Here is a 22585-nt window from a genome sequence, read left to right on the forward strand (position 1 = left end):
GTCTGACAGGAGATTGTGAAAATGCAAAATAGTTATTACCACTTATATTGTCCAAAAGATGTTCAAAGCCGATACAAATTGCTCGTATTTAACGCTAGTAACGAACCGTTTTTACCGCTAACTGACTTTTATGATGATGTCAGCAGGAAAATCTCAGAAAGTTCGGCTTTGTCGTATCTACAATGCCTTCTACCATTTTTTGGTTGGTTGGATAAATACAGCAATTATCAAGGGAAACGTGTGCAGTGGAGTGATTCTCCAGAATCCATACGAATTGCTGTGGAAGATTATTTGATGGATGAAATGGCTTGTAAAGTTCGAGAAAAGGATTCTTTTCGTTTTATCAATCGTTCCAATAAAAGTCCGAATACGGTCCATCGCTTTCTTTCCGCTCTCAAGTCGTTTTATAAGTCCTTGATTACGCTGAGACAGTATAGCTATCCCAATCCTCTTATCGACTCTCATGCGATATTAGATGATTATAAAACAAATACCGAAGGTGTAAGAGAAAACAAACCGCGAATGTCTGCCGAAGCAGGAACGGAAGACCCGCTTGTGCATAGACGTTTGACAGATTCCTACTTCAAGCTCATTAACGAGGAATGGCAGCCTGAAATCATTGATGATCCTCTTCTCTACCATAAAGTCAAACAGGCTGGCAATCAGGCAAATTGGTCATTGCGGGAGAAGGTCATCGTCCGTATGTTATTTGAGACAGGAGCAAGGGCATCTGAAGTAATTAAACTTATGATTGGGGACTATCGTTCCCGTAAGTCCTTTCAAGAAGTCAGCACGTTTAATAAAGGGAGTCACGGTCGCAGAGTGAAATTTCTTCGCTTTAGCAAAGACACCACGAAACTCCTGTTTCAATATATCAACAAGGAACGGAAAATATTTGACCCTTTAGGGCAGGATTTTGATTCCCTACCTAACGATGCACCCATGTTCCTGACGGAACGAGGAACACCGTTGTCATATCAGACCTGGTATCCGCACTGGAATAAGGTCATGACGTTGATGGACATAAGGTTAAATCCGCACAAAACAAGACATTGGTTTGTTACGACAAGCATGCGTGAAATTTATAATGTCTCCAAAACTGATGCAGAAATTGCCCAACGTAAAGATGAACTTATTACATATATGAAATGGAGACAAAAAGACACGATTGAAGTGTATGAACACCACTTTGACGAGGAAAGGCATCGGGGTTTTCATGACAAGATGTTGGAACATATAGCAGAGAAAGAAAAGGAATACATAAAGCAGCCAAAACAAACAAAAAAGCCAGCTATGACTGTTGTAGACACAGCAAAAGACATAGAGTTAGAAATGGATATACAAGCTCTACTGGATGATTTGGAGGATGCATTATGACAACAATAACGGATTTACCTATCTCCTTATTTTATAATGAATTAATAGGAAAAGTGGATGAACACCTTCTTCATTTGCAGGATAACAGAGGTGTGTTTTTGTTAGATAAATTGGACGAAAAACCTATAAAATATTTTCTCAATCAGTGTCTAAATACACCTTGGCAGAATCAATTTTTATTTGCGATGCTTATTAACGGAGACAGAAACTTAGATGCTAATACCATAGCAAACCTACTTCGTTCATTATGTCCAAGAATCAAGGATATATTCCATGCTTATGATTTACAAACCTTTGCTGATTTTGATACAGAAAAACACATGTATGATTATTTGAAACGTCTTATTTACCCTGAACATTCAAATAATCAAAGATCCGCATTTTTAAGACGGTACAAATCCGTTTCTTACTCGACTAAAAAATGGTTCACGTCAAAATTAAACCAAGAACAACAGGAGTATTTTCAACAATTCTTACTCCCTACACCTATGTTTGATAGCCGAGATTTCTTGTTTTCTAAACAAGCAAGAGAACAAGCTCAAAACACTCGAAAGAGTGAAACGGATGCCATTGTCCCTAATCTTCCTCAGATTCGGGCAGAAGCAAACTTCCGATGGAATCAGATGAAACGATTGCGAGAAGCCTTTCTAGCAGCTTGTAAGCAAGCGGAAAAGAGAGAGATAGCATTACCCATAGAATTCCATTATGATGAACCTGAACGTATCGGAGAGCGGTTTTACTTCCGCTTATGGGACAAACCTTCCTTTGTTCTGTACCACAAAGAGAAATTTACAGAAGTCGTTGTAACATCAGCTGAAAAGCGTACACACGCATATTTGGAGGCCAACAATTATTATTTTGTAGAATTTGTAAAAGCCGAACGATCGGAAGATGATGATGTAGCGGAAGGTCTATGGTTTGCAGAAATCTTACAAGAAGGTGTATTAGGAAAGTGGTGTCAAAATGCGACGGACGAAGAGTTAGAACGGAAACGTGAACTCCTAGTCTCATGGGGATATGGCGAAGAAGGATTAACCAACAATCCTAAACCTTTCGAGTCTTTTCACAAAGGCGTTTTATCTCAAACTACTTTTGTTTCTCAACAAAGAGACAAAGCCGAAGGTATTTTATTCGATATGGAGCCATTCTATGTTGCTTCAACCTTCGGTCTATTGGCGGTAGACATTCTGACGACAACAGGAGCGAGAAGAAATGAACTACTACAAATTAATTCTTCAGAAGATGGTCTACGAGCTATGAGAGTAGGTGGCGATTTAAAATATTCCTTCTACGCTGTCCCAGAAGGACGAGATACGGTTGAGTCTTACACAATTAGCAAGCAAACCTTTGAACTAATGAAGAGAGTTAATAGGATGCTGAAAGAACATTATAATGGAGCAATGCCAAGTGTAAAGTATCGAGGTGACAGGAATCACCTATTTCCAGAGCCAAAGCCTTATTTTTTTCAATACGACAAGAAAGGACTTATGGAAAGAACCATTCATTCATGTCTCCGTTTTCTCTTGCATGGATTGCATTTTGAGACACAAGAAGGAAAACCTGTGGTCCTTAAAACGCACTTACTACGTCATGCGTTCGCAACAGAAGCTGTTCAACGTCAGGAAATTCCCGTTGATATTGTAGCAAAAATCCTCCATCAGCGTGATTTGAATGTAACAAGGTATTACTCTGAACCCACTCCAAGTCAAGTAGCTGAAAAGATTGGAGAATTGCACGGCGTAATTTCAAACTATGTTGACTTAGATGAAGCGATTCTTCGCAGTCCTGAAGAAATTCAGCGGGAATGGGAGGAATACAAAACCAAAGTAGGTGTATATAACAATGTACTGGGCGGTACTTGCGTCACAGATAAAGTATGTCCTGTAAAAATGGCATGTTTGGGATGTGTAGCAAAAATTCCGCAACCTGAGAAGAAACATGAACTCCTTGAAGTGGTTGACTTATCTAAGGATATGGAAAAGCGGTATGCTTCCCTGGGTTTGACAATTGAAGTAAATAAGGCGAAACAGATGCGGAAACTTGCGAGAAACGAATTAAAGGAAATTGAATTGATTGAGAACTATCGGGAGGAACAGACATATGAACCAGACGTTTCCTTCAAAAGATAACCGAACGTGGCTCAAAGAGATTCATGAATCTCGAAGCCAGCGTTCTCTCTTGTTAGGGAAAGAGGCAATTGACCTTCTGGTCAAACAAAATCTCCCTGTTACACTCAAGACTGTATCAGAGAAGTCAAAAGAGATTGATCCCGAAGGGAAAGGGATTCATCGTAACACGATTGGTACAAATCAAGAATTGAATGCGTATTATAAGCAGCACAGCAAAACATATAAACAAAAAATAAATTCTAACAAATCCACACGAAAACATGGTATTGAATTTCTCCCTGTTGACTATCGACGCATAAATACAGAACGCAATATAGAAAATGTCAGGAAAAAGTATATGGAACTCTCAAAAAAAGAGCTTGTACACCGACTAATCTTAGCGGAACAATATATTATAAAAAGCAATCGAACTTGGATAGAAAACCAATTTGAGCAATTTAAGTAATGGAAAAGATATTTAAAATATAATGACAATTTGTAGTGAGGGGATAAAATGAGAAAAATTAATGAGATACAAATGAAATTAGGAGAATTAAATGGCGGAGAATTTCAAAAATTAATGGATACATATTTTTCAAGAGAATATAAAGGTAGTAATTTGTATCCTATAGGTTCTGTATTAGAAAATAATAATACTAAAACAGGTACCCCAGATACATTGATAAAGCCTATTGGTGAAAAATATGTATATATTGAGTATACTGTGCAGAAAAATAATATTGTTTCTAAATTTAAAGATGATATCTCTAAATGTTTTGATGAAGAGAAAACAGGCATACCAAAAAATTTAATTGGAAAAATAATTTGCTGTTGTAACACTAGATTAGGAACAAGTGAAATTGAAGAATTAGTTTCTATAGGAAGAGATAATGACATTGTTGTTGAAGTTATTTCTTTAGATTCAATAGCTTATAAATTAATGGAATTTCCTTTTCTTATTAAAGATTTTTTGGGAATCGCTATTGATACGCAACAAATATTAGAAATAGAGGATTTTGTTAGTATTAATGATAGTGCAAAATTAGCTACGCCATTAAAAGTGGATATTTTTGGAAGGGAAGAAAAAATTGAAAATATATTAAAAGCAATGGATGAAGAGCAGATAATATTAATATCAGGGTTGCCTGGGGTAGGAAAGACTAGACTCGCGTTAGAAGTTATGAAGCGTTTTAAAGAACAACATAATGAGTATAAGTTGAAATGTTTAAGGAACAATGGACAAAATATATATGATGATTTGAATTTATATTTCAGTGAATCAGGTTCATATTTACTTATGATTGACGATGCTAATTTATTAACTAATATTCAACTAATATTAGATTTATTTAGTTGGGCATCAAAAGGGATAAAAATTAAATTAATATTAACTGTTAGAGACTATGCAGAAGAAAAAACGATAGAAAAAATCTCTAATTACTCTTTTAAAACTTTTAAAATAAAGGCTTTGACCGAAGAAACTATTAAGTTATTATGTGAATATTTAGGTGTTTTAAATATAATATATATAGAACGTATTAACGAGATAGCAAAAGGAAATCCAAGGTTAGCAATTATGGGATGTACAACAGCAAAAAAAGAAGATAGTCTAAGCAGTTTATCGAATGTGGTTGATATAGTGGAATCTTATTATCGAGAGATTAAGTCCTATTTTGAAACAGAGTTGCAGAATGAAGAATTATTAAAAGTTGGTGCATTGCTTAGCTTTCTAAATCATGTGAATTTAAAAGATGATGAAAACATAGAGATGGTATGTAGTGTCGTAAATCAAGATAAAGAGACTTTCGTAGAGAATGTATATAAACTACATTCAATGGAAATAGTCGACATATATGAAAATGAACTCGTAAAAATCTCTGATCAAATATTAAGTATTTACATTTTTTACTTATCTGTTTTCAAAAGAAAAGATCTTTTATATAAAACATTGATAGAAAATTTTTATCCATCATTAAAAGGTAGGATAGTTGAAAACTTAAATAGCGTATTTTCATATTTTTATAAAGAAGAAAATTTAAACATTGTAAAGGATGCAATAAAAGAAATTTTTGAAGAAAGTAAACAAAACTTTGAAGAAAATGAAACAGAGGTTTTCTTAATAACCTTTTTGTTTGGACTTGAAATTGAAGGACTATTATATGCGAAAAAGAAAATTGATGCTTTTGAAGTTAACGATTCTATAGATGAGATTAGCTTTGAAATAAAAAATAATAATGAATGTACTAATATTCTTAAGTTGTTAGGGGGGTATAAAAACTCTGAATATTATTTGGAAGCTATAGATTTAATTTTATTATATTTAGAAAAACAGCCTACAGAATTCTCTTCAGTATATAAAGTTTTAATTGATAATTATGGATTTGATGAAAAATCAGATGTTTACGGATATGTTCAACAACTTGAATTATTAAAAAAAATCAACCAAAGTTATGATTTGAAAAAAGATATTCTTTATAAGAATCTTTTAATTAAAATTATTGAATACTTTTTAGAATTTAAGTATGAGTATACAAGGATGAAAAGTAATAGGGGTATGGTTTTTTATAAAATTCCAGTTTATTTAGAGGGGAATTTACCACAAATCAGAAAAGAAATATGGGCTAAACTAAGAGACTTATATAATCAAAATATTAATGTATATGATCTTCATAAAATTTTATATAACTACGGTAGAAACAATTTTGAATCGATTGATGAAAAAGTTCTGAATTTTGATAAGGGATTTATAGAATCGATAATTTATGACATTCAGGAATTAACTTTAGAACAAAGCATAGTATATAACAGATTAAAAGATTTATTTGAAAGATATGAAATCTATTTTGATGGAGAAGTAGAAAAAAAGATAGAAACAAAAGAATATCTTATATATAAGAGAATTTTTAGTGAACCAAAATGCAATGATGAAGATAGACTTATTGAAGAAAAAGAACTAATAGATTGGAGTCAAAACCTTACGGATGAGGATTTTTATGAAATATTTAGAATTTGTAATCAAGTGACCGCTATAGATTACTTGAATTCTAATAGTTATAGCACAAGTGAAAAAATAGAAATTTTACTTTTAAATACTCCTATTAATGAGAGAATAACTATTCTAAATATGTTTTTTGAGGAAAATATAAAGATAAGTTTACATCCTTTAAATATAATCAAGAATGTAAAGGATTTAACTCATCTAGAACAAAGCATTTTAAATGTAGAATTTTATAATAAAAATTATTGGTTATATTGTATCTATAGAGAAATGAGTATTTTGAATCCAAATACTGAGTTGTTAAAAAAGATATATGAATATTTTAATAAACCTGAGGGTGAGGTAGCAGGATATAGTAGAGATATTACTTTTTTAAAAGCATTTATCGATATAGATGAAAATATTTTTGTTAATGTTATTAACTTACTTTTAGAACAGGAAGATATAGTGTTTTTAAGAAGTGTAGAATCTTTTTTATTGTCTTGTGCAGAAAATGAAGAGTATATAACTATCTATTTAAAAAACGATTTAAGTCTATTGAAAACTTTATACTTAAAATTGTTAAGTATTAGAAAGCATTTTGATTATGATTCATCCTTTTTAAAAGTTATAGTAAGAAGAAATTCAGCAATTTTAAAAGAAATATTAGAAAGTATCCTTGTAGATGAAAAAACTACTTATAAATTTAATGAAGAAATTAATTTTGCATTTATTTGGAATGAAGAAAACTGGGGTGAATTAGCGGATTTAGTAAGTGAGATTGTTGAAAAGTATGTATATGAAAAAGGAAAATATTATGCTGCTAAGGACTTGTTGGAAAAATTATTAACTTTAGATGGTGAAAATAGTAAAAAACTTTATAAATGGATTGAATCAAAAATTATAGAATGGGCAAAAAATGAAGAGTTGATTATAAGTTTATATGAATGTTTAACTAAGTTTGAGAATGAAAAGCAAATAGAATGGATTGTGAAATTAATACAAATAAGAATGGATTTTGTATTCTTTAAAAGGATACCACTTTTACCACGTAGTTATTCGTGGAGCGGAAGCGAGATACCAATTTTACGAGAGCATCAGTCACTTTATCAACAACTTAGTGATAAGGTACAAGGAATTCAATTTCTGGAACATAAAAAATGGTTACAAGAGAAAATAGAGTATATAGAGAAAAAAATTAAAAGAGTTAAGGTTAAGGAATTAGCAGAAGATTTATATTGAATCTTTTAATCAAACTTTTTATAAAAATCAAACTTAAATCTGCTGGAGAAGAATCCATTTTGATCAATCTTTTTTCAAAATGGATTCTTTTTACTTATCATGAAATACGGGTTTACGAGGTATTTTGATTAAACTTTATTTCACAGCTACATTTATAAGAGTCAATTGTACAGTGAAAATAAAGTTGTTTCATTTATAATAAATTCGTTTAAAAGTTAATAAAGATGTTTAATTTTAATGCTTTTTAGAGAAGGATAGTTTAATAAGATGTGATATGTTTAAATAAAAGCAGGGTTTTTAGGGGGGGTATATGAAATATACATGTCCATGTTGTGGTTATAAAACCTTAGAAGAGGAACCACCAGGTACATTTGACATTTGCAGTATCTGTTTCTGGGAAGATGATAACGTTCAATTTGATGATCCTGATTATGAAGGCGGAGCGAATGAGGAGTCTTTGAGACAATATCAAAAAGCCTTTTTAATGAGGCATGTTAATCGAAACCTAACCAATAGAAATGAACGTGATCCAAACTGGAGATCGCTTTTCGAAAAGTAATGTTTGTTACACTCGTCAACTAATAGATACCTTTGTTCCATACGAATTGAGTTTTAAACGACTTTATTATTGCTGATTTTTTCAAAATTAGAGAAGGATAAATAAAATTAAACAATTATTTTAAACATCGTTTGATTGTTCAGACGGTGTTAAGCGTGTTTATAGCGTAGAAATTAAACAACTTTATTATCATTACACATCAATGAGAGCATTAAGTTGATAACAAGTCGACAGCCAATACAAATGTTGTGGTAAATGAGGTCATTTGTGGTACAAAAAAGGATAGAACATACAGAATTATTCTGCCTGTCACTATCCTCTTCTTTTATTCTTATATAATGTGTAACATTATATGTCTATTCTTGTTAAAACAAAGATTAATTCAAATTTCTTGAATCTAAATAAAACAAAGTGAAGACGTCTCATTTAATTTTTTATTGATGGTTTAAAATCCAATTTGTAGCATCTTCAAAGTTTTTTGCAATGTAGTTTGGTTCAATATGTGCCCATTTATCTCGGAACGTATGTAAAGCATCATATCCAGCGCCAGTTTGAACTAATATAGTCGTTGCATTTACTTTTTCCCCAGCAACAATATCCGTCCAGCGATCACCGATTACCGCGCATTTTGTTAAATCAAGCCCATGTTTTTCCGCTGCTTTTAGGAGCATACCTGTGCTCGGTTTGCGACATTCACATCCATCACCATGTTTATGAGGGCAAAGATAAATATCATCAAAACCAAACTCTTTTAATTCTTTCGCAAAATCATTCGTAGTTGCTTTTCCATCCGCGATACCTGGTTGATTCGTAAAAGAGAATAGTTTAATATTTTGGGCTTTTAACTTTTGTAAAGATTTCTTTGTAAAAGGAAACAATGTGAAAGAACCAGGATAATGTATTGTAGTATCACCGCCAATTGTTCCGTCACGATCAATGAAAATAGCTTCAATGTTTTTCATAGTTACAGTCCTTTCAATTTAAATTAAAATCTACAAACATTAAGTATTCTCTTGAAATATGGTTTTTCCTGCTATTGAAATAAATAAGTCGGCAAATGGTATAATAATATGTTAAGAGGAATATTTTACTATTTTTCTTGGTTGTAATGTAAATGGAAAGAAGGGAAATGTATGCTAGAGGTGAATATCCGCTCAGCTGGATATGAAATTGGTGAAAAGACAGTTCATGATATTGCATTTGCAATTGAAAAAGGCGAGTTAGTGGCTCTTATTGGTGCAAATGGCGCAGGAAAGAGTACGACAATTAAATCGATGCTCGGTTTGCTTGTCAATATGGATGGTGAAATCTCGTTTGGAGAAAAGAAAAATCCATATGCATATGTACCGGAGCACCCCACTTATTATGATTACTTAACTTTATGGGAGCATATTGAATTGCTAATGGCTGCCCGCGGAAATGAAGTGGGAAATTGGGAGGAGAAAGCAAGGGAATTATTACATACGTTTCGAATGGAAAAACATATACACGAATACATATCAAAGTTTTCAAAAGGTATGAAACAAAAGTCGATGCTTATATTAGCATTTTTAACAGAGCCAGATTTTTATATTATTGATGAGCCTTTTATCGGTTTAGATCCAGTAGCTACGAAAGAATTTTTGAATTACTTATATAAAGAAAAAGAGCGAGGAGCTGGAATTTTACTTTGTACGCACGTACTAGATACAGCTGAAAGAATTTGTGAAAGATTTTTACTCATTTCGCAAGGTACATTAGTAGCAGATGGGCATTTAGAGGCGATACAATCGTTAGCAGAAATGCCGGGAAGCACACTGTTAGATTGCTTCGATGCAGTTGTAAGGCGAGAGCAGCATGATTAAACAACAGTTTAATAAAAGGTTACGTCATGAATTGCAAAGAAAATGGAAGTCGATTCGTTCTGTAACAGATTGGACAGTAGAATTATATATCATTATACCCGCACTTATATTTATGGGAATATATTATCGTTCATTATGGGTAAAAGAACTATCAATGGAAGAGACCGTTTATTTTGGATTAGGTCTACTTATATTTTATTTTGTTACATTTTCAAGAGGGGTTCGCTCATTCTTTGAACAAGCAGATAGTTTATTTTTAATTTCGTATCCAAATCATATGCGAAGATTAATGAAGCTTGGCATGATATATACGTTAATTCGGATTGCAATAACGAATGTAATTGTTGTATTCATTATGTTGCCTATATTGATGAAAAGTATGGGAGCGACAATTATACAAATCGTACAGTATTGGATTTTCTTTACTGTTTTTCGATTTATGTTATCGTTGTTGACGAGATTTATTAATGTACGTGTAGGGAAACGATGGGTTTTATTGATTATAAAAGATGTTATATTTTCTTTAAGTTTAATCTATTTTGGAATCAGTGTATTTTTTATTTTTAATAATCCATTGTATTTCATATTATTTACCGGCCTAGTAGCTGTACTTACTGTAGTCTTAGTAAAAGAAAAGATGGATTATAAAAATTACTTTTTTAAAGAAGTTGAGAAAGAGAAAGCAGAAAGTATGCGCTGGACGAGTGGGATTATGCAAGTTGGTGGTCATACAGCTAAACCGAGTAGTTCGAATAAAAAACCGTGGATGTTTCCTCGTTCTAAAAAGTTTTTAGGGAAGAAAAAGGATTCTCGTATTGTGGAATCCTTTTTAAAAGAATTTTTCCGTACAAGTAGTGCACGAATATTTTATATTCAAATTGTATGTATAAGCACTGTCAGTATTATCATGAGTCCGAGGTGGATTGCAGCTATTATTCTTGCATTTGCTTTAGTTGGAATTTCTCGTTATGCGCGCGATTATTGGAATGAATTTACGAAAAAAATGTTTCTTCATTTATATTGTGATAAAGGAAAATTACTATTGTTAAGATGGAAGGCAGATCGTTATTTGCTCTTTCCAGCCGTATTCATATACGGGACAGTTATCCTTTCTCAGTTTTATTTATTGCCAGCAGTTATTATTGGGTTTATTTTTATAGTATTCATTGGTTGGATTGTATTTTCACCATAGAAAAAGAGCCGGAAACGGCTCTTTTTCTAGTCTGTAACACACTGATAAATAAAATATACTAAAAGGAGTATGCTTGCGGCGGAGTACAGGGCATCTAAAGTCATCTGATTGCCTCCTCGTTGTTGTTGTATTTATAGTGTATGAAATCTTACAATTTCATATTCAAGTGAAAAATATGTGAACGTTAACAAAATTGTAAAGTGCAAAAATTACAATCATTTTGTATAATAGAAGAAACAATCGTTATATAAAATATAATGAGCGAAAGGGGAGGGAACATAAATGCCAAATTGGTTTAGAAAAACCTTAGTCGCATTAATTACCGTATTTACATTTGGTTTAGTGACGCCTCCTTCCATATTACTTGATAATGCCAAAGCTGCGGACAAGCCTACGAGCACAGCTGGGCAACAAAATTTGGAGAGTACGTCCTATACATATGAAGAAACGAATGATAGGTTAACCACCGATACATTTATTAATTATGCGATGCAAGAAGCAGAGAAGCAATCTATGCAAAAATTCGGCTCTAAAATTGGACCTGTAATTGAAGATGAATTTAAAGATGTTGTATTACCTAAAATTGAAGAGGCAATTGCGGAACTTGCCAATGATGTGCCAGAAGAATCGTTACAATCATTAGCGATTTCTCAAAGACCAGCTGGCGGAAATAATGAAAAGATTTTTCATGTTTATGATACGAAATCAGGAAATGACTTACTGAGATTTCATGTGAGGAGAGATCATCCGCCGCAAGATGGATATTATTTTAATTTCCACTATCATCGTTTTGATGATGGATACTCAGGACACCATGAGTTAGGAAATATTTATTGGAATACAAATGTACCGCCGAAATGGCTGTCTTAAAAAAGAACAAGAGAAAATCTTGTTCTTTTTTTATATTTATGAAAGGGTAAGACATTTATGTTGTTGAATAACATATGTTTAGGAAAAAAAGCAAAGGGAGTAAGGGAATGCAAAAATATATCGTTTTTGACTTTGATGGCACATTAGTAGATTCACAAAATATATTTGTACCGATTTATAATCAACTTGCTGAAAAGCACGGATATAAAACGGTAAGGGAAGAAGAAATTGAGTATTTACGTAAATTAACGATGCCAGAGAGATGTAAACAACTCGATGTACCACTGTATAAACTACCGATATTAGCGCTGGAGTTTTATAAATTGTATCAACCTGCTATAAAAGATCTCATTTTGTTCCATGGGATGAAGGATGTATTAGATGAACTACATAAAAAAGGCTACGGAATTGCAGTCATATCATCGAACTCAGAAGAGCATATTCGGGCATTTTTACACAATAATGATATAGAAAATATACAAGAAGTGTATTGCTCTAAAAATTTGTTCGGGAAAGATAAAATGATAAAAAGATTTTTAAAATCGAAAAAGATAACAGAGAAAGATATGTTATATGTCGGTGATGAACAGCGAGATGTAGCCGCTTGTAAAAAGGCAGGGGTGAACGTAATTTGGGTATCTTGGGGGTATGATGTCATTGAAACAGTGAAAAAAGATGCACCAGATTATATGGTCAATACACCAATGGAAATTGTGCAAGTAGTACAAGGGGCGTATTCTTAATATGAATACACTTCGAGCAGGTATTCATCATATAGAATTTTGGGTAGCAAATCTAGAGGAATCCATTTCTTTTTACGATCCGAATGGGTTTATTATAGAAGTGGCGTTTACACCAAATGTAGAAATGTAAGGGGAATAAATATGAAAATAATTACAGCATGGCAAAACAATATACAAATACTAAAAGATGCAGCAAATATTGAAGAAATTTCTAAAGGTTTCTCTCCTGATAAGAAATATATAGTTACGACAATTGATGATGAAAAATATTTGTTACGGATTGGCGATATACGAGAGTATGAAAGAAGGAAAATAGAATTTCAAATTTTAAATGAAATGGTAAAACGTAACGTACAGGCACAAAGGCCGATTGAAATAGGTATATTGGAAGAAGAAGGTGTATATAGTATTTTCTCATATTTAGAGGGGGAAGATGCGAAAAAATTGTTGCCTACATATACACCAAAAGAACAATATGAAATTGGTATAGAGGCAGGAAAAGATTTAGCAAAAATGCATACATATGAAGCTCCTAAGGACATACTTCCATGGTATGAAAGAGCAATGAAAAAACATCGAAAATATGTAGAGGCATATAAAACATGTGGAATAAAAATAAAAAATGATGATAAAATCATAAAGTTTATAGATGAAAATGAAATATATGTAAAGAACCGCCCAAATCGATTTCAACATGACGATTTTCATTTAGAGAATATAATTGTACGTGATGCGAAATATGTAGGTGTTGTTGATTTTAATGGCTACGACTGGGGCGATCCACTTCATGATTTCGTAAAAATTGCACTATTTGCAAGGGATATTAGTATTCCGTATTCAATCGGACAAATAGAAGGATACTTTAATGGGAGAATACCAGAGGAGTTCTGGAAATTATATGCGGTGTACGTTGGTATGACAGTTTTCTCATCAGTTGTCTGGAGTTTACGAGCAGCACCGCATATGTTAGATGATACGTTAGAACGTCTTACTATCGTTTTAGAGGATCATAAAAACTTTGAGCTATTAAAGCCAATCTGGTTTCAACCAGAAAAGATTGATATGAAATAGAAAAGGTAGGTGTGATTCACATCTACCTTTATTTTTTTACCATTCTTCGTTTTGAAGCAGTTGTAATGCTAACTTTAAATCGACATCTTCTTGTATACCAATTCCGGACATTCCTTTACCTTTATCTATAATGAGAAACTTGACGACTCCATTATAATAAAAAAGGGGGTGGATTATTGAAATTCAGGCAAGGTAAATATGAAGAAATAAAATTACGTGCTAAAATTCCAGGAATGGTTGAATATATAGAAGACACAATGTTACCTACTGGTTTTCACTATTATATTCCTCCGCACTGGCATAGAAGTATTGAAATTAGCCTAGTCGTATATGGAGAAGTTTTCTTGTATGTGAATGGGCAAAAAAAGAAAGTATCTGCTGGCGAATTTATTTTTGTAAATAGTGGAGATGTTCATGAATTTGAAAAAGTTGAAAATACAAGTTGTGCAGTAATGATGTTAATTATTTCTTATGAATTTCTTAAAGAGCTAAATGAAGATTTTGATAAATATAGATTCAATATAAAGGAATCAGTTGTTCAGAAAACTAACCTCCAGCAAATGTTTTATGAATTAAAGGGGTTAGTCACAAATTCTGATGATTTAACTTACATAAAAATTAATAGTTTAATTTATGAAATTGTTTATATTCTATTGCGATATTGCAAAGATGGGGAGAATATAGACAATGATTTTCAACTTGGAAATAGACAGAAAGAAATGATTACGTATATTTACAAACATTATGATGAGGAACTAAAACTGAAAGATGTGGCCAAACATTTTTTTGTAAGTGAAGAACATTTTTCACGTATGTTTAAAAAATCGTTCGGATCAAATTTCACCACTTTTTTAACGAGATACAGGCTCTATAAAGCGTATGAAGATATTATTAGAGGTACAAATTCTATACAAGATATAGCGCTGAAACACGGATTTCCAAATGTGAAATCATTTATTTCACAGTTTAAAGACAAATATGGATATACACCATTACAGTATAGGAAAAATAGCACATCAAAAAATGACAATAATCGAATCAGATATGAACAACAATAAAAATACGTTCCATGGTACATTTTGTACATGGAACGTATTTTTATTTAGTAAACGGGAAGTTATATAATCCCGAATAATGAAAGCGCTTGAATTTAGAAGGGAGAAATATTAGATGACTAGAAAATATGACTTAGACTTATTAGAAAAAATGCAAGAAAAACAAGAAATCATTAATGTGCAGGGGGCAAAAATCTTAGTAAAAAACATACCAGATTGTGATGAAAAAGGTGCTATGGATCCACGTCTTTATAAGGATATGAAGGTTCAAATGAATGTAATGAGGTTTATGCCTAAAAATATGATGAAAATGGATGCTTCTGAAAAATCAGTAAAGAATATGCGAAAACAATTTAATGGCATTAAAAGTGTTCTCATTGTCACTAAAGACATAAATATTACGCATAAAACAGTGAAAGCGGAAGATGGATATGATATTCCGGTAAGAATTTATAATAGTAGTTCTAAACAAGAGAATGCACCAATTCTATACTTTATTCATGGTGGTGGATTTATGGCAGGTTCACCAGATGTAGTAGAAGAACTTGTGAAATTGATAGTGGAAAAAACAGATATATTAGCTGTTTCTGTGGATTATCGATTAGCTCCAGAAAATCCTTTTCCAACTGGGCATACAGATTGTTACACTACCTTAAAGTGGATTTATGAGAATGCTGGCACATTAGGCGGTGATAAGAATAATATCTTTGTGGCAGGTGATAGTGCAGGAGGGAACTTAACACAGTATTGTACAACTAAAGATTTGGAAGATGGTAGGAAGTATGTGAAGGGACAGTTGCTACTGTATCCTACAATTAATATGTGTGATTATGAAGATGAATTTTATTCTTGGAGTATAGATAAATATGAAATTGCTCCAAAGTATAAAAAAGGATTAGAAAAAATGCTTAATATTATGCATTCAATGGTTGGAGGTATGTCAGAAGTACTGGGTACGAAAGAAATTAATTCTAAGTATTTAAGCCCATATGTTGATGTATCCCCAGATTATCCAAGTACATTTATTACGGTAGGAGAGCATGATTTTCTAATGATAGAATGTTTAGCGTATGCAGCTAAATTAACTAACAAAGGCGTTGATACTGAAACAGTCCTTTATCGAGGTTTAGGGCATGCTTATGGAGATAACGTAGGTGTTTATCCTCAAAGTGAAGATTTAGCAATTGAAATGGGGAATTTTATATTAAAGCATAGTAGAAAGTAGGGAGAATGATGAAAAATAGAAAAGTGATATTAATTGTTAGCTTTGCTATTTTACTATGTATCTTTGCGTTTACAGATTTACAAATATCCAATAGTTTATACGAACCAACTAATAAGATCGCTCTTTTTTTACAAGCTATAGGAGAAATTCCTGCTATGCTTATTGCTTTATTTTCTAGTATATATTTATTTGAAACTAGAAAGAATACAGGTTCAAGGGGATATTATCTATCTGGAATTGGCTATGGTATAACCAGTCTCTTATTTGCTTTTATTGCTTCATTTATGCTAGTGCATTATTTAACCATTTCAAAATTTTTAATTCCAATTTTTATGCTTTGCTTTATTGTGGCTTGTTATATGATTTCTAAATCATGGAGTAAATATGATGATGCAAGATTGAGAGACATTGCATTAATGGGATTGTTAAGTGTAGTTATTGTATTAATTACATTTAATTTAATAAAATTAGGATGGGGTAGAGAACGCTATCGTCATATGGTTTCTATTGGATCGTTTGAAGGGTTTTCAAAATGGTTTGTACCTCAGGGAATCGCTAAAAGTGATGAGTTTATGTCGTTTCCATCAGGTCATAGTGCCAATGCTGCGTTAATCATTTGGTTTAGCTTGTTACCGGAATATTTCGCTTCATTAAAGAGAAAGAAAATAGGTGTGTGGATTCTCATTCTGTTGTGGATGATAGTGGTGCCAATTAGTCGTATTATGGTAGGGGCTCATTTTGCCTCGGATGTTACAGTTGGAGTCGCTATCTCGGTAACTGTATTTATGTGTTTGAAAAAAGTTGTTTGGAGAGATAAGAACACTAAATTCGCCGATAACAAGGATGTTATTCCATATTCAGTAAAATGATAATAAGAAAACAATGCTTCATGAAGGATTATTTTGAGATTATATAATGATGAATGGTTTGAGTAGTACTAAAATATCATTAATTTAATTAGATAATCAAATTAATAGTTGTAGATGGGATTTCTACTTGTGAAAAAATAGAGGGAAGCGAAAGCTTCCCTCTATAAAATTAACTATTCAATTTTAGTAAATGTAAGAGGTTGGGTACTTAGCATTACAGGTACATGTAACTGCAGCGATGGGAATTCACCACTTACATTCATTTCATAAGAGAATAATAAACTCATTTTCATTTGGAATAAATCAACTTCTGCAGAGAATATGTCGTAATGATGATGCCCTAATTGAATATCCATCTCCATAAATTGTACATATAACGAATCATCTCGTTTGTATACTTGTAATGTCCCGTAAGCAGGATGTTCAAACGTACCAGTGTAGTCCTCTAACTTGTGAGAAGGTGTAGTCCCTTTCATTTGATCAGGGATGGATTCGGTTGCTTCTTTCATCATTTCCTTCATTTTTTCACTATCTTCTACAGCACGTTTATGCCAGTCGATGGACCCTAATCCGATTATCTCGTCGTAAATTTGGTTTGCTAGATAAATAGGAAGTAATGTACCTCCAGCATTCGTTAATATAACAAGACCTACATTTTCATTTGGCATAAATGAAACAAACGCTGAAAATCCATCGATATTACCACCGTGATGAATCATTTTATAACCACGATAAGCGCTAATAAACCAACCAAGCCCATAACTATTTAATGGAGATTCGGGAAGTGATAAAGCTGGTTGATCTGGAATTGAATTATGTGGTGTACACAGTTGTTGTAATAATTCAGGAGAGATTAGTTCATGGTCTCCAAATTTCCCTTTGTTTAAGTGAAGAAGTACCCAATTTGCCATATCTTCAATTGTAGAATTAATACATCCAGCAGCGCCAACTGTATCAATATTACGGAATGGAACTTCTTTTATTTCACCCTCGTTTTCAACGTAAGGTAAAGCGTAATCATCTGTATTTTGTGAGTCTGTAACAGAGAAGTTTGTTTGATCCATATTTAAAGGCTCTAAAATATGTTCTGTAACATATTGTTCCCATGTTTGATTCGTAATGTTTTCTACAATATAACTAATTGTCGCATACATTAAGTTGTTATAAAGAAATGCTGTACGGAACGGAGCATCAAGTGATAAATGTTTTATTTTTTCTACTATATCTTTTCGAGTTAAAGAAGAGCTGTACCAAAGAGCATCATGACGACTTACCCCAGTACGGTGAGAAGCTAAGTCTCGTCCAGTAACTTGTGAGCTAGCAAGTAGTTCAGATAAAGAGAATTTAGGTATATAAGTCTGGACAGGAGTATCCCAATTAAACTTTGTTTGCTGTGCTAATAAACTTAAGGAAAGTGTGCCAAAAGCTTTCGTTGAGGAACCAATTGCGAACCGAGTACTCGGTGTAACAGCCTCTTTTGTCTCTATATTACGATAGCCGAAACCTTCTGAAATAATAACTTCACCATCTTTTATCACAGCTACAGCAGCACCAGGAACATTTAGATCCTTCATCATTTTTTCAACCGTTGTTTGTAAAGAAGTTATAACAGGAGTTTCAATTTTAGACATACTTCTAACCTCCAAATATAAATTTTGTTCTACCGCACTATACTTTCGGTAATAGAAAATGAAAACCTTTTTAATTATGGAAAGTTAATAATTTTGTAAGAATTATTGAAATGAAATTTTATTAATCAAGATTATTAAATTCACTGTTTTTCATGTTATGATAAATTTCATATACGACTGAAAGAAGGTTTTACTACATATGAAACATGCTGAATATGAATATTTAAATTTATGCCGTCATGTAATGGAGCATGGTACGAAGAAAGAAGATCGTACAGGGACAGGCACTGTATCTGTATTTGGATATCAAATGCGTTTTGATCTAAGTAAAGGTTTTCCTTTATTAACGACAAAGAGAGTACCGTTTCGCCTTGTAGCAAGTGAACTGCTTTGGTTTATGAAAGGTGATACAAATATTCGCTATTTATTGCAACATAATAATAATATTTGGAATGAATGGGCGTTTAAGAGCTGGGTAGAAAGCGATGAGTATACTGGCCCTGATATGACAGATTTCGGTCTTCGCTCACAACAAGATGAGGAATTTAAAGTGCAATACGATGAGCAAATGGAATTGTTTAAAAAGAGCGTTTTAGAAGACGATGAATTCTCAACGAAGTTTGGATATTTAGGAGACGTATACGGAAAACAATGGCGTGCTTGGAAAACGACAGCTGGTGAAACACTTGATCAGCTAAAAGATGTAATTGAAATGATTAAGAAAACGCCAGATTCACGTCGCTTAATTGTTTCTGCTTGGAATCCTGAGGATGTACCAAGTATGGCTTTACCGCCTTGTCATACGCTATTTCAATTTTATGTAGCGGACGGAAAACTTTCTTGTCAGCTATATCAAAGAAGTGGAGATATATTCCTTGGAATTCCATTTAACATTGCAAGTTACTCATTGCTAACACATTTAATTGCACATGAATGTGGTCTTGAAGTAGGAGAATTTGTTCATACAATTGGAGATGCACATATTTATACGAATCATTTTGAACAAGTAGAAAAGCAATTGGCACGTGAACCACGTCCATTCCCGAAACTTACATTAAATCCAGATGTAAAATCAGTGTTTGATTTTGAAATGGAAGATTTAACTATTGAAGGATATGATCCGCATCCAGCAATTAAAGCACCGGTTGCAGTATAATTGTAGAGGAGATGACAAAATGATTGTTTCATTTATGGTCGCAATGGACGAGAATAGAGTAATTGGGAAAGATAATAACTTACCTTGGCGTTTACCGAGTGAATTACAATACGTGAAGAAAACGACGATGGGCCACCCGCTTATTATGGGAAGAAAAAACTATGAAGCGATTGGTAGACCGCTTCCAGGAAGACGTAATATTATCGTAACACGTAACGGTGATTACCATGTAGAAGGTTGTGAAGTTGCTCATACCGTAGAAGAAGTGTTTGAACTATGTAAAAATGAAGAAGAGATTTTTATTTTTGGTGGAGCGCAAATTTATGATCTCTTTTTACCTTACGTAGACAAATTATATATAACAAAAATCCACCATGCATTTGAAGGGGATACATTCTTCCCAGAAATGGATATGACAAATTGGAAAGAGATTTTTGTAGAAAAAGGTTTAACGGATGAAAAAAATCCGTATACGTACTATTACCATGTATATGAGAAGCAACAATAATAATAAAGATTGATGTGAACATTCACATCAATCTTTTTATTTGTATTCATTAATATAAGTTTATAGATGATATTCAATAGTGCTATAATGAAATCTAGCATGTGAAAATGCTAAAATTTTCAAAAGTATTCATATAGAAAGAGGAGGAGAATCGATTGAGAAAGATATGGGGGATTCTATTTCTTTGCTTAACATTCATGTTAGTCGGATGCGGTAAAGAAGAAAAACCACAAGAAGCGTTTGATACATATGCAAAAGCATGGAATAAACAAAAATTTGCAGATATGTATGATCAATTATCAGAAAATGCAAAAAAAGATATTTCAAAGAAAGAGTTTACTGAGAAATATGAAAAGATTTATTCTGGTATCGAAGTGAAAGACTTAAAGGTAGAAACAGGGGAAGTAAAAGAAGATAAAAAAGATGAAGGCCCTGTTCCTTTTAAGGTAAGCATGGATACTGTTGGTGGTAAAATCACTTTTGGCCATGAAGCAAAAATGGTGAAAGAAAAAGATGGAGATAAAGAATCTTGGAAAATAGATTGGACTCCTGATTTTATATTCCCAGGTATGACAAAAGATAGTAAAGTGCGTATGCAAACGACGCAACCAAAACGTGGAGAAATATATGACCGTAACGGTAAATATCTTGCGGTAAATGGTAAAGCTTCTGAAATCGGAATGATTCCTGAAAAGTTAGGGGATGCTGCTCCGCAATCGAAAGAAACGGTAGCGAAGTTGTTAAATATGTCTGTAGAAGAAATTGATCAAAAACTAGCTGCTAAATGGGTAAAACCAGGGTATCTCGTACCAATTGGAATTTTACCTGAAGGGGCAACTCAAAATACGTATCTTGATTTACCTGGTGTTGTAACAAAACCTGTAAATGTTCGTACATATCCGTTAGGAGAAGCAGCGGCGCATCTTACTGGCTATATTGGAAAAGTGAATGCTGAAGACTTAAAAACGCTACAAAAGAAAGGCTATCAAGCCGATGAGCCAGTTGGTAAAGCTGGATTAGAGCAAGTATTAGAAGAAAAGCTGCGCGGTAAAAAAGGTGGCCGTGTCTTTGTAGAAGATGCGCAAGGAAAAGAAATTAAAAATTTAGTGAAAACAGATGCTGTTGATGGAGAAAATGTAACATTAACTATCGATAGTGCTGTTCAAGAAAAAACGTATAATGAAATGAAGGGCGAAGCTGGTTCAAGTGCAGCAATTAATCCGAAAAGTGGAGAAACAATTGCACTTGTAAGTAGTCCAGCATATGATCCTAATTTAATAGCACGAGGCACATCGAAAGCACAACGTGAAGCTTGGAATAATGATCCGAAAAAACCGATGACGAATCGATTTACACAATTATCGGTACCGGGTTCTGTATTTAAGCCAATTACAGGTGCAATCGGTCTTGAAACGAAAACAATTGATCCAAAAGAAGAGTTGAAAATTGAAGGATTGAAATGGACAAAAGATTCTTCATGGGGCAATTATTATGTAACGCGTGTGAAAGATGCGAATCCGATTGATTTTGATAAGGCGATGAAATACTCGGATAATATTTATTTCGCGCAAGAAGCTATGAAAATCGGAAAAGACAAATTTATGAGTGAAGCAAAAAAATTCGGATTCGATGAGAAATTACCAATTGAATATGGATTCCCAGCTTCTAAAATCGCAAATGATGGTATTAAAAATGATATTCAAATGGCAGATACAGGTTATGGACAAGGACAAGTATTAATGACTCCTCTTCATTTAGCTTTAACGTATGCGCCAATTGTAAATGATGGAACGATTCCGTCACCGTATATCATTAAAACAGATAAACAACCAAAAGCTTGGAAAGAAAATGTGATTTCTAAAGGAACTCAAGATATATTGAAAACAGCATTAACGAAAGTAATTAACGATCCAGATGGTACTGGAAAAATTGCTAAAATTGATGGTATGACTCTTGCTGGTAAAACAGGAACAGCAGAATTGAAAGTATCAAAAGAGGCAGAAGGAAAAGAACTAGGTTGGTTCGCTGCGTTTGATTTAAATTCACCTGATATGGTCATTACAATGATGATTGAAGACGTAAAAGGTAGAGGTGGAAGTAATATTCCAGCTGAAAAAGTTAAACATGTTTTTCAAAAATAGAAAATGATGAGAGCTAC

Annotated in this window: 18 protein-coding genes and 1 pseudogene; 17 read left to right on the plus strand and 2 right to left on the minus strand. The window is 33.0% G+C overall.

What is annotated here, in order from left to right; genetic code table 11:
* Positions 1–21 precede the first annotated feature (21 nt).
* The 5 genes from BAU23_RS08220 to BAU23_RS08240 all read left to right on the plus strand — a co-directional run bounded on the left by BAU23_RS08220 (position 22) and on the right by BAU23_RS08240 (position 8263).
* Positions 22–1377, plus strand: coding sequence for a tyrosine-type recombinase/integrase (locus tag BAU23_RS08220; protein WP_071734060.1), 1356 nt, complete (start codon positions 22–24; stop codon positions 1375–1377).
* Positions 1374–3506: a site-specific integrase gene (locus BAU23_RS08225; protein ID WP_071734062.1), complete on the plus strand. Its 2133-nt coding sequence runs from the start codon at positions 1374–1376 to the stop codon at positions 3504–3506. The genes BAU23_RS08220 and BAU23_RS08225 overlap by 4 nt, the downstream gene beginning before the upstream one ends.
* Positions 3478–3951, plus strand: coding sequence for a hypothetical protein (locus tag BAU23_RS08230; RefSeq protein WP_071734064.1), 474 nt, complete (start codon positions 3478–3480; stop codon positions 3949–3951). Before BAU23_RS08225 ends, BAU23_RS08230 begins: the two co-directional genes overlap by 29 nt.
* Before the next feature lie 48 nt (positions 3952–3999).
* Positions 4000–7704, plus strand: coding sequence for an ATP-binding protein (locus tag BAU23_RS08235; protein ID WP_071734066.1), 3705 nt, complete (start codon positions 4000–4002; stop codon positions 7702–7704).
* Positions 7705–8014: 310 nt separating this feature from the next.
* Positions 8015–8263 (plus strand): CPCC family cysteine-rich protein, encoded by a 249-nt coding sequence (locus BAU23_RS08240; protein ID WP_071734068.1) that lies wholly within the window; start codon positions 8015–8017, stop codon positions 8261–8263.
* A gap of 434 nt (positions 8264–8697) precedes the next feature.
* Here BAU23_RS08240 and BAU23_RS08245 read toward each other — a convergent pair whose 3' ends face one another.
* Positions 8698–9225: an HAD-IIIA family hydrolase gene (locus tag BAU23_RS08245; RefSeq protein ID WP_071734071.1), complete on the minus strand. Its 528-nt coding sequence runs from the start codon at positions 9223–9225 to the stop codon at positions 8698–8700.
* Positions 9226–9396: 171 nt separating this feature from the next.
* On the opposite strand from BAU23_RS08245, the gene BAU23_RS08250 reads away from it, so the two are divergent.
* From BAU23_RS08250 to BAU23_RS08290, 9 genes and pseudogenes are all read left to right on the plus strand, one after another.
* Positions 9397–10107, plus strand: a complete 711-nt coding sequence (locus BAU23_RS08250) for an ABC transporter ATP-binding protein (RefSeq protein ID WP_071734073.1) — start codon at positions 9397–9399, stop codon at positions 10105–10107.
* Positions 10100–11299 (plus strand): ABC transporter permease, encoded by a 1200-nt coding sequence (locus BAU23_RS08255; protein ID WP_071734075.1) that lies wholly within the window; start codon positions 10100–10102, stop codon positions 11297–11299. The genes BAU23_RS08250 and BAU23_RS08255 overlap by 8 nt, the downstream gene beginning before the upstream one ends.
* Positions 11300–11581: 282 nt before the next feature.
* Positions 11582–12169 (plus strand): YpjP family protein, encoded by a 588-nt coding sequence (locus tag BAU23_RS08260; RefSeq protein WP_001134410.1) that lies wholly within the window; start codon positions 11582–11584, stop codon positions 12167–12169.
* 107 nt (positions 12170–12276) lie between these two features.
* Positions 12277–12912 carry an HAD family hydrolase gene (locus tag BAU23_RS08265; protein WP_001174998.1) on the plus strand — a complete coding sequence of 212 codons (636 nt, stop codon included), beginning with the start codon at positions 12277–12279 and terminating at the stop codon, positions 12910–12912.
* 1 nt (position 12913) lies between these two features.
* A pseudogene (locus tag BAU23_RS08270) lies at positions 12914–13009 on the plus strand (aminoglycoside phosphotransferase); the annotation flags it as partial.
* Positions 13010–13053: 44 nt separating this feature from the next.
* On the plus strand, positions 13054–13983 hold the full coding sequence (locus tag BAU23_RS08275; RefSeq protein ID WP_071734079.1) for an aminoglycoside phosphotransferase family protein: 930 nt from the start codon (positions 13054–13056) through the stop codon (positions 13981–13983).
* Positions 13984–14159: 176 nt separating this feature from the next.
* Entirely contained in the window at positions 14160–15041 is an 882-nt protein-coding gene (locus tag BAU23_RS08280; RefSeq protein ID WP_071734081.1) for an AraC family transcriptional regulator, read from the plus strand.
* Between the two features lie 112 nt (positions 15042–15153).
* Complete coding sequence (locus tag BAU23_RS08285) at positions 15154–16263, plus strand: alpha/beta hydrolase (RefSeq protein ID WP_071734083.1); 1110 nt, start codon at positions 15154–15156, stop codon at positions 16261–16263.
* 8 nt (positions 16264–16271) lie between these two features.
* Positions 16272–17132, plus strand: coding sequence for a phosphatase PAP2 family protein (locus BAU23_RS08290; RefSeq protein ID WP_000797320.1), 861 nt, complete (start codon positions 16272–16274; stop codon positions 17130–17132).
* Between the two features lie 173 nt (positions 17133–17305).
* Here BAU23_RS08290 and BAU23_RS08295 read toward each other — a convergent pair whose 3' ends face one another.
* The gene (locus tag BAU23_RS08295; protein WP_071734085.1) at positions 17306–18763 is read right to left on the minus strand and encodes a serine hydrolase; all 1458 of its coding nucleotides are present in this window, start codon (positions 18761–18763) and stop codon (positions 17306–17308) included.
* A 199-nt stretch (positions 18764–18962) separates the two neighbouring features.
* On the opposite strand from BAU23_RS08295, the gene BAU23_RS08300 reads away from it, so the two are divergent.
* The 3 genes from BAU23_RS08300 to pbpC all read left to right on the plus strand — a co-directional run bounded on the left by BAU23_RS08300 (position 18963) and on the right by pbpC (position 22568).
* Positions 18963–19919 (plus strand): thymidylate synthase, encoded by a 957-nt coding sequence (locus BAU23_RS08300; protein WP_000679625.1) that lies wholly within the window; start codon positions 18963–18965, stop codon positions 19917–19919.
* A 19-nt stretch (positions 19920–19938) separates the two neighbouring features.
* Complete coding sequence (locus tag BAU23_RS08305) at positions 19939–20427, plus strand: dihydrofolate reductase (protein WP_000637210.1); 489 nt, start codon at positions 19939–19941, stop codon at positions 20425–20427.
* A gap of 155 nt (positions 20428–20582) precedes the next feature.
* On the plus strand, positions 20583–22568 hold the full coding sequence (pbpC, locus tag BAU23_RS08310) for a penicillin-binding protein 3 (RefSeq protein WP_071734087.1): 1986 nt from the start codon (positions 20583–20585) through the stop codon (positions 22566–22568).
* The last annotated feature ends 17 nt before the right edge of the window (positions 22569–22585 follow it).

Origin of the sequence: Bacillus nitratireducens, assembly GCF_001884135.1 — a bacterium.
In the GTDB taxonomy this organism is placed as follows: Bacteria; Bacillota; Bacilli; order Bacillales; family Bacillaceae_G; genus Bacillus_A; species Bacillus_A nitratireducens.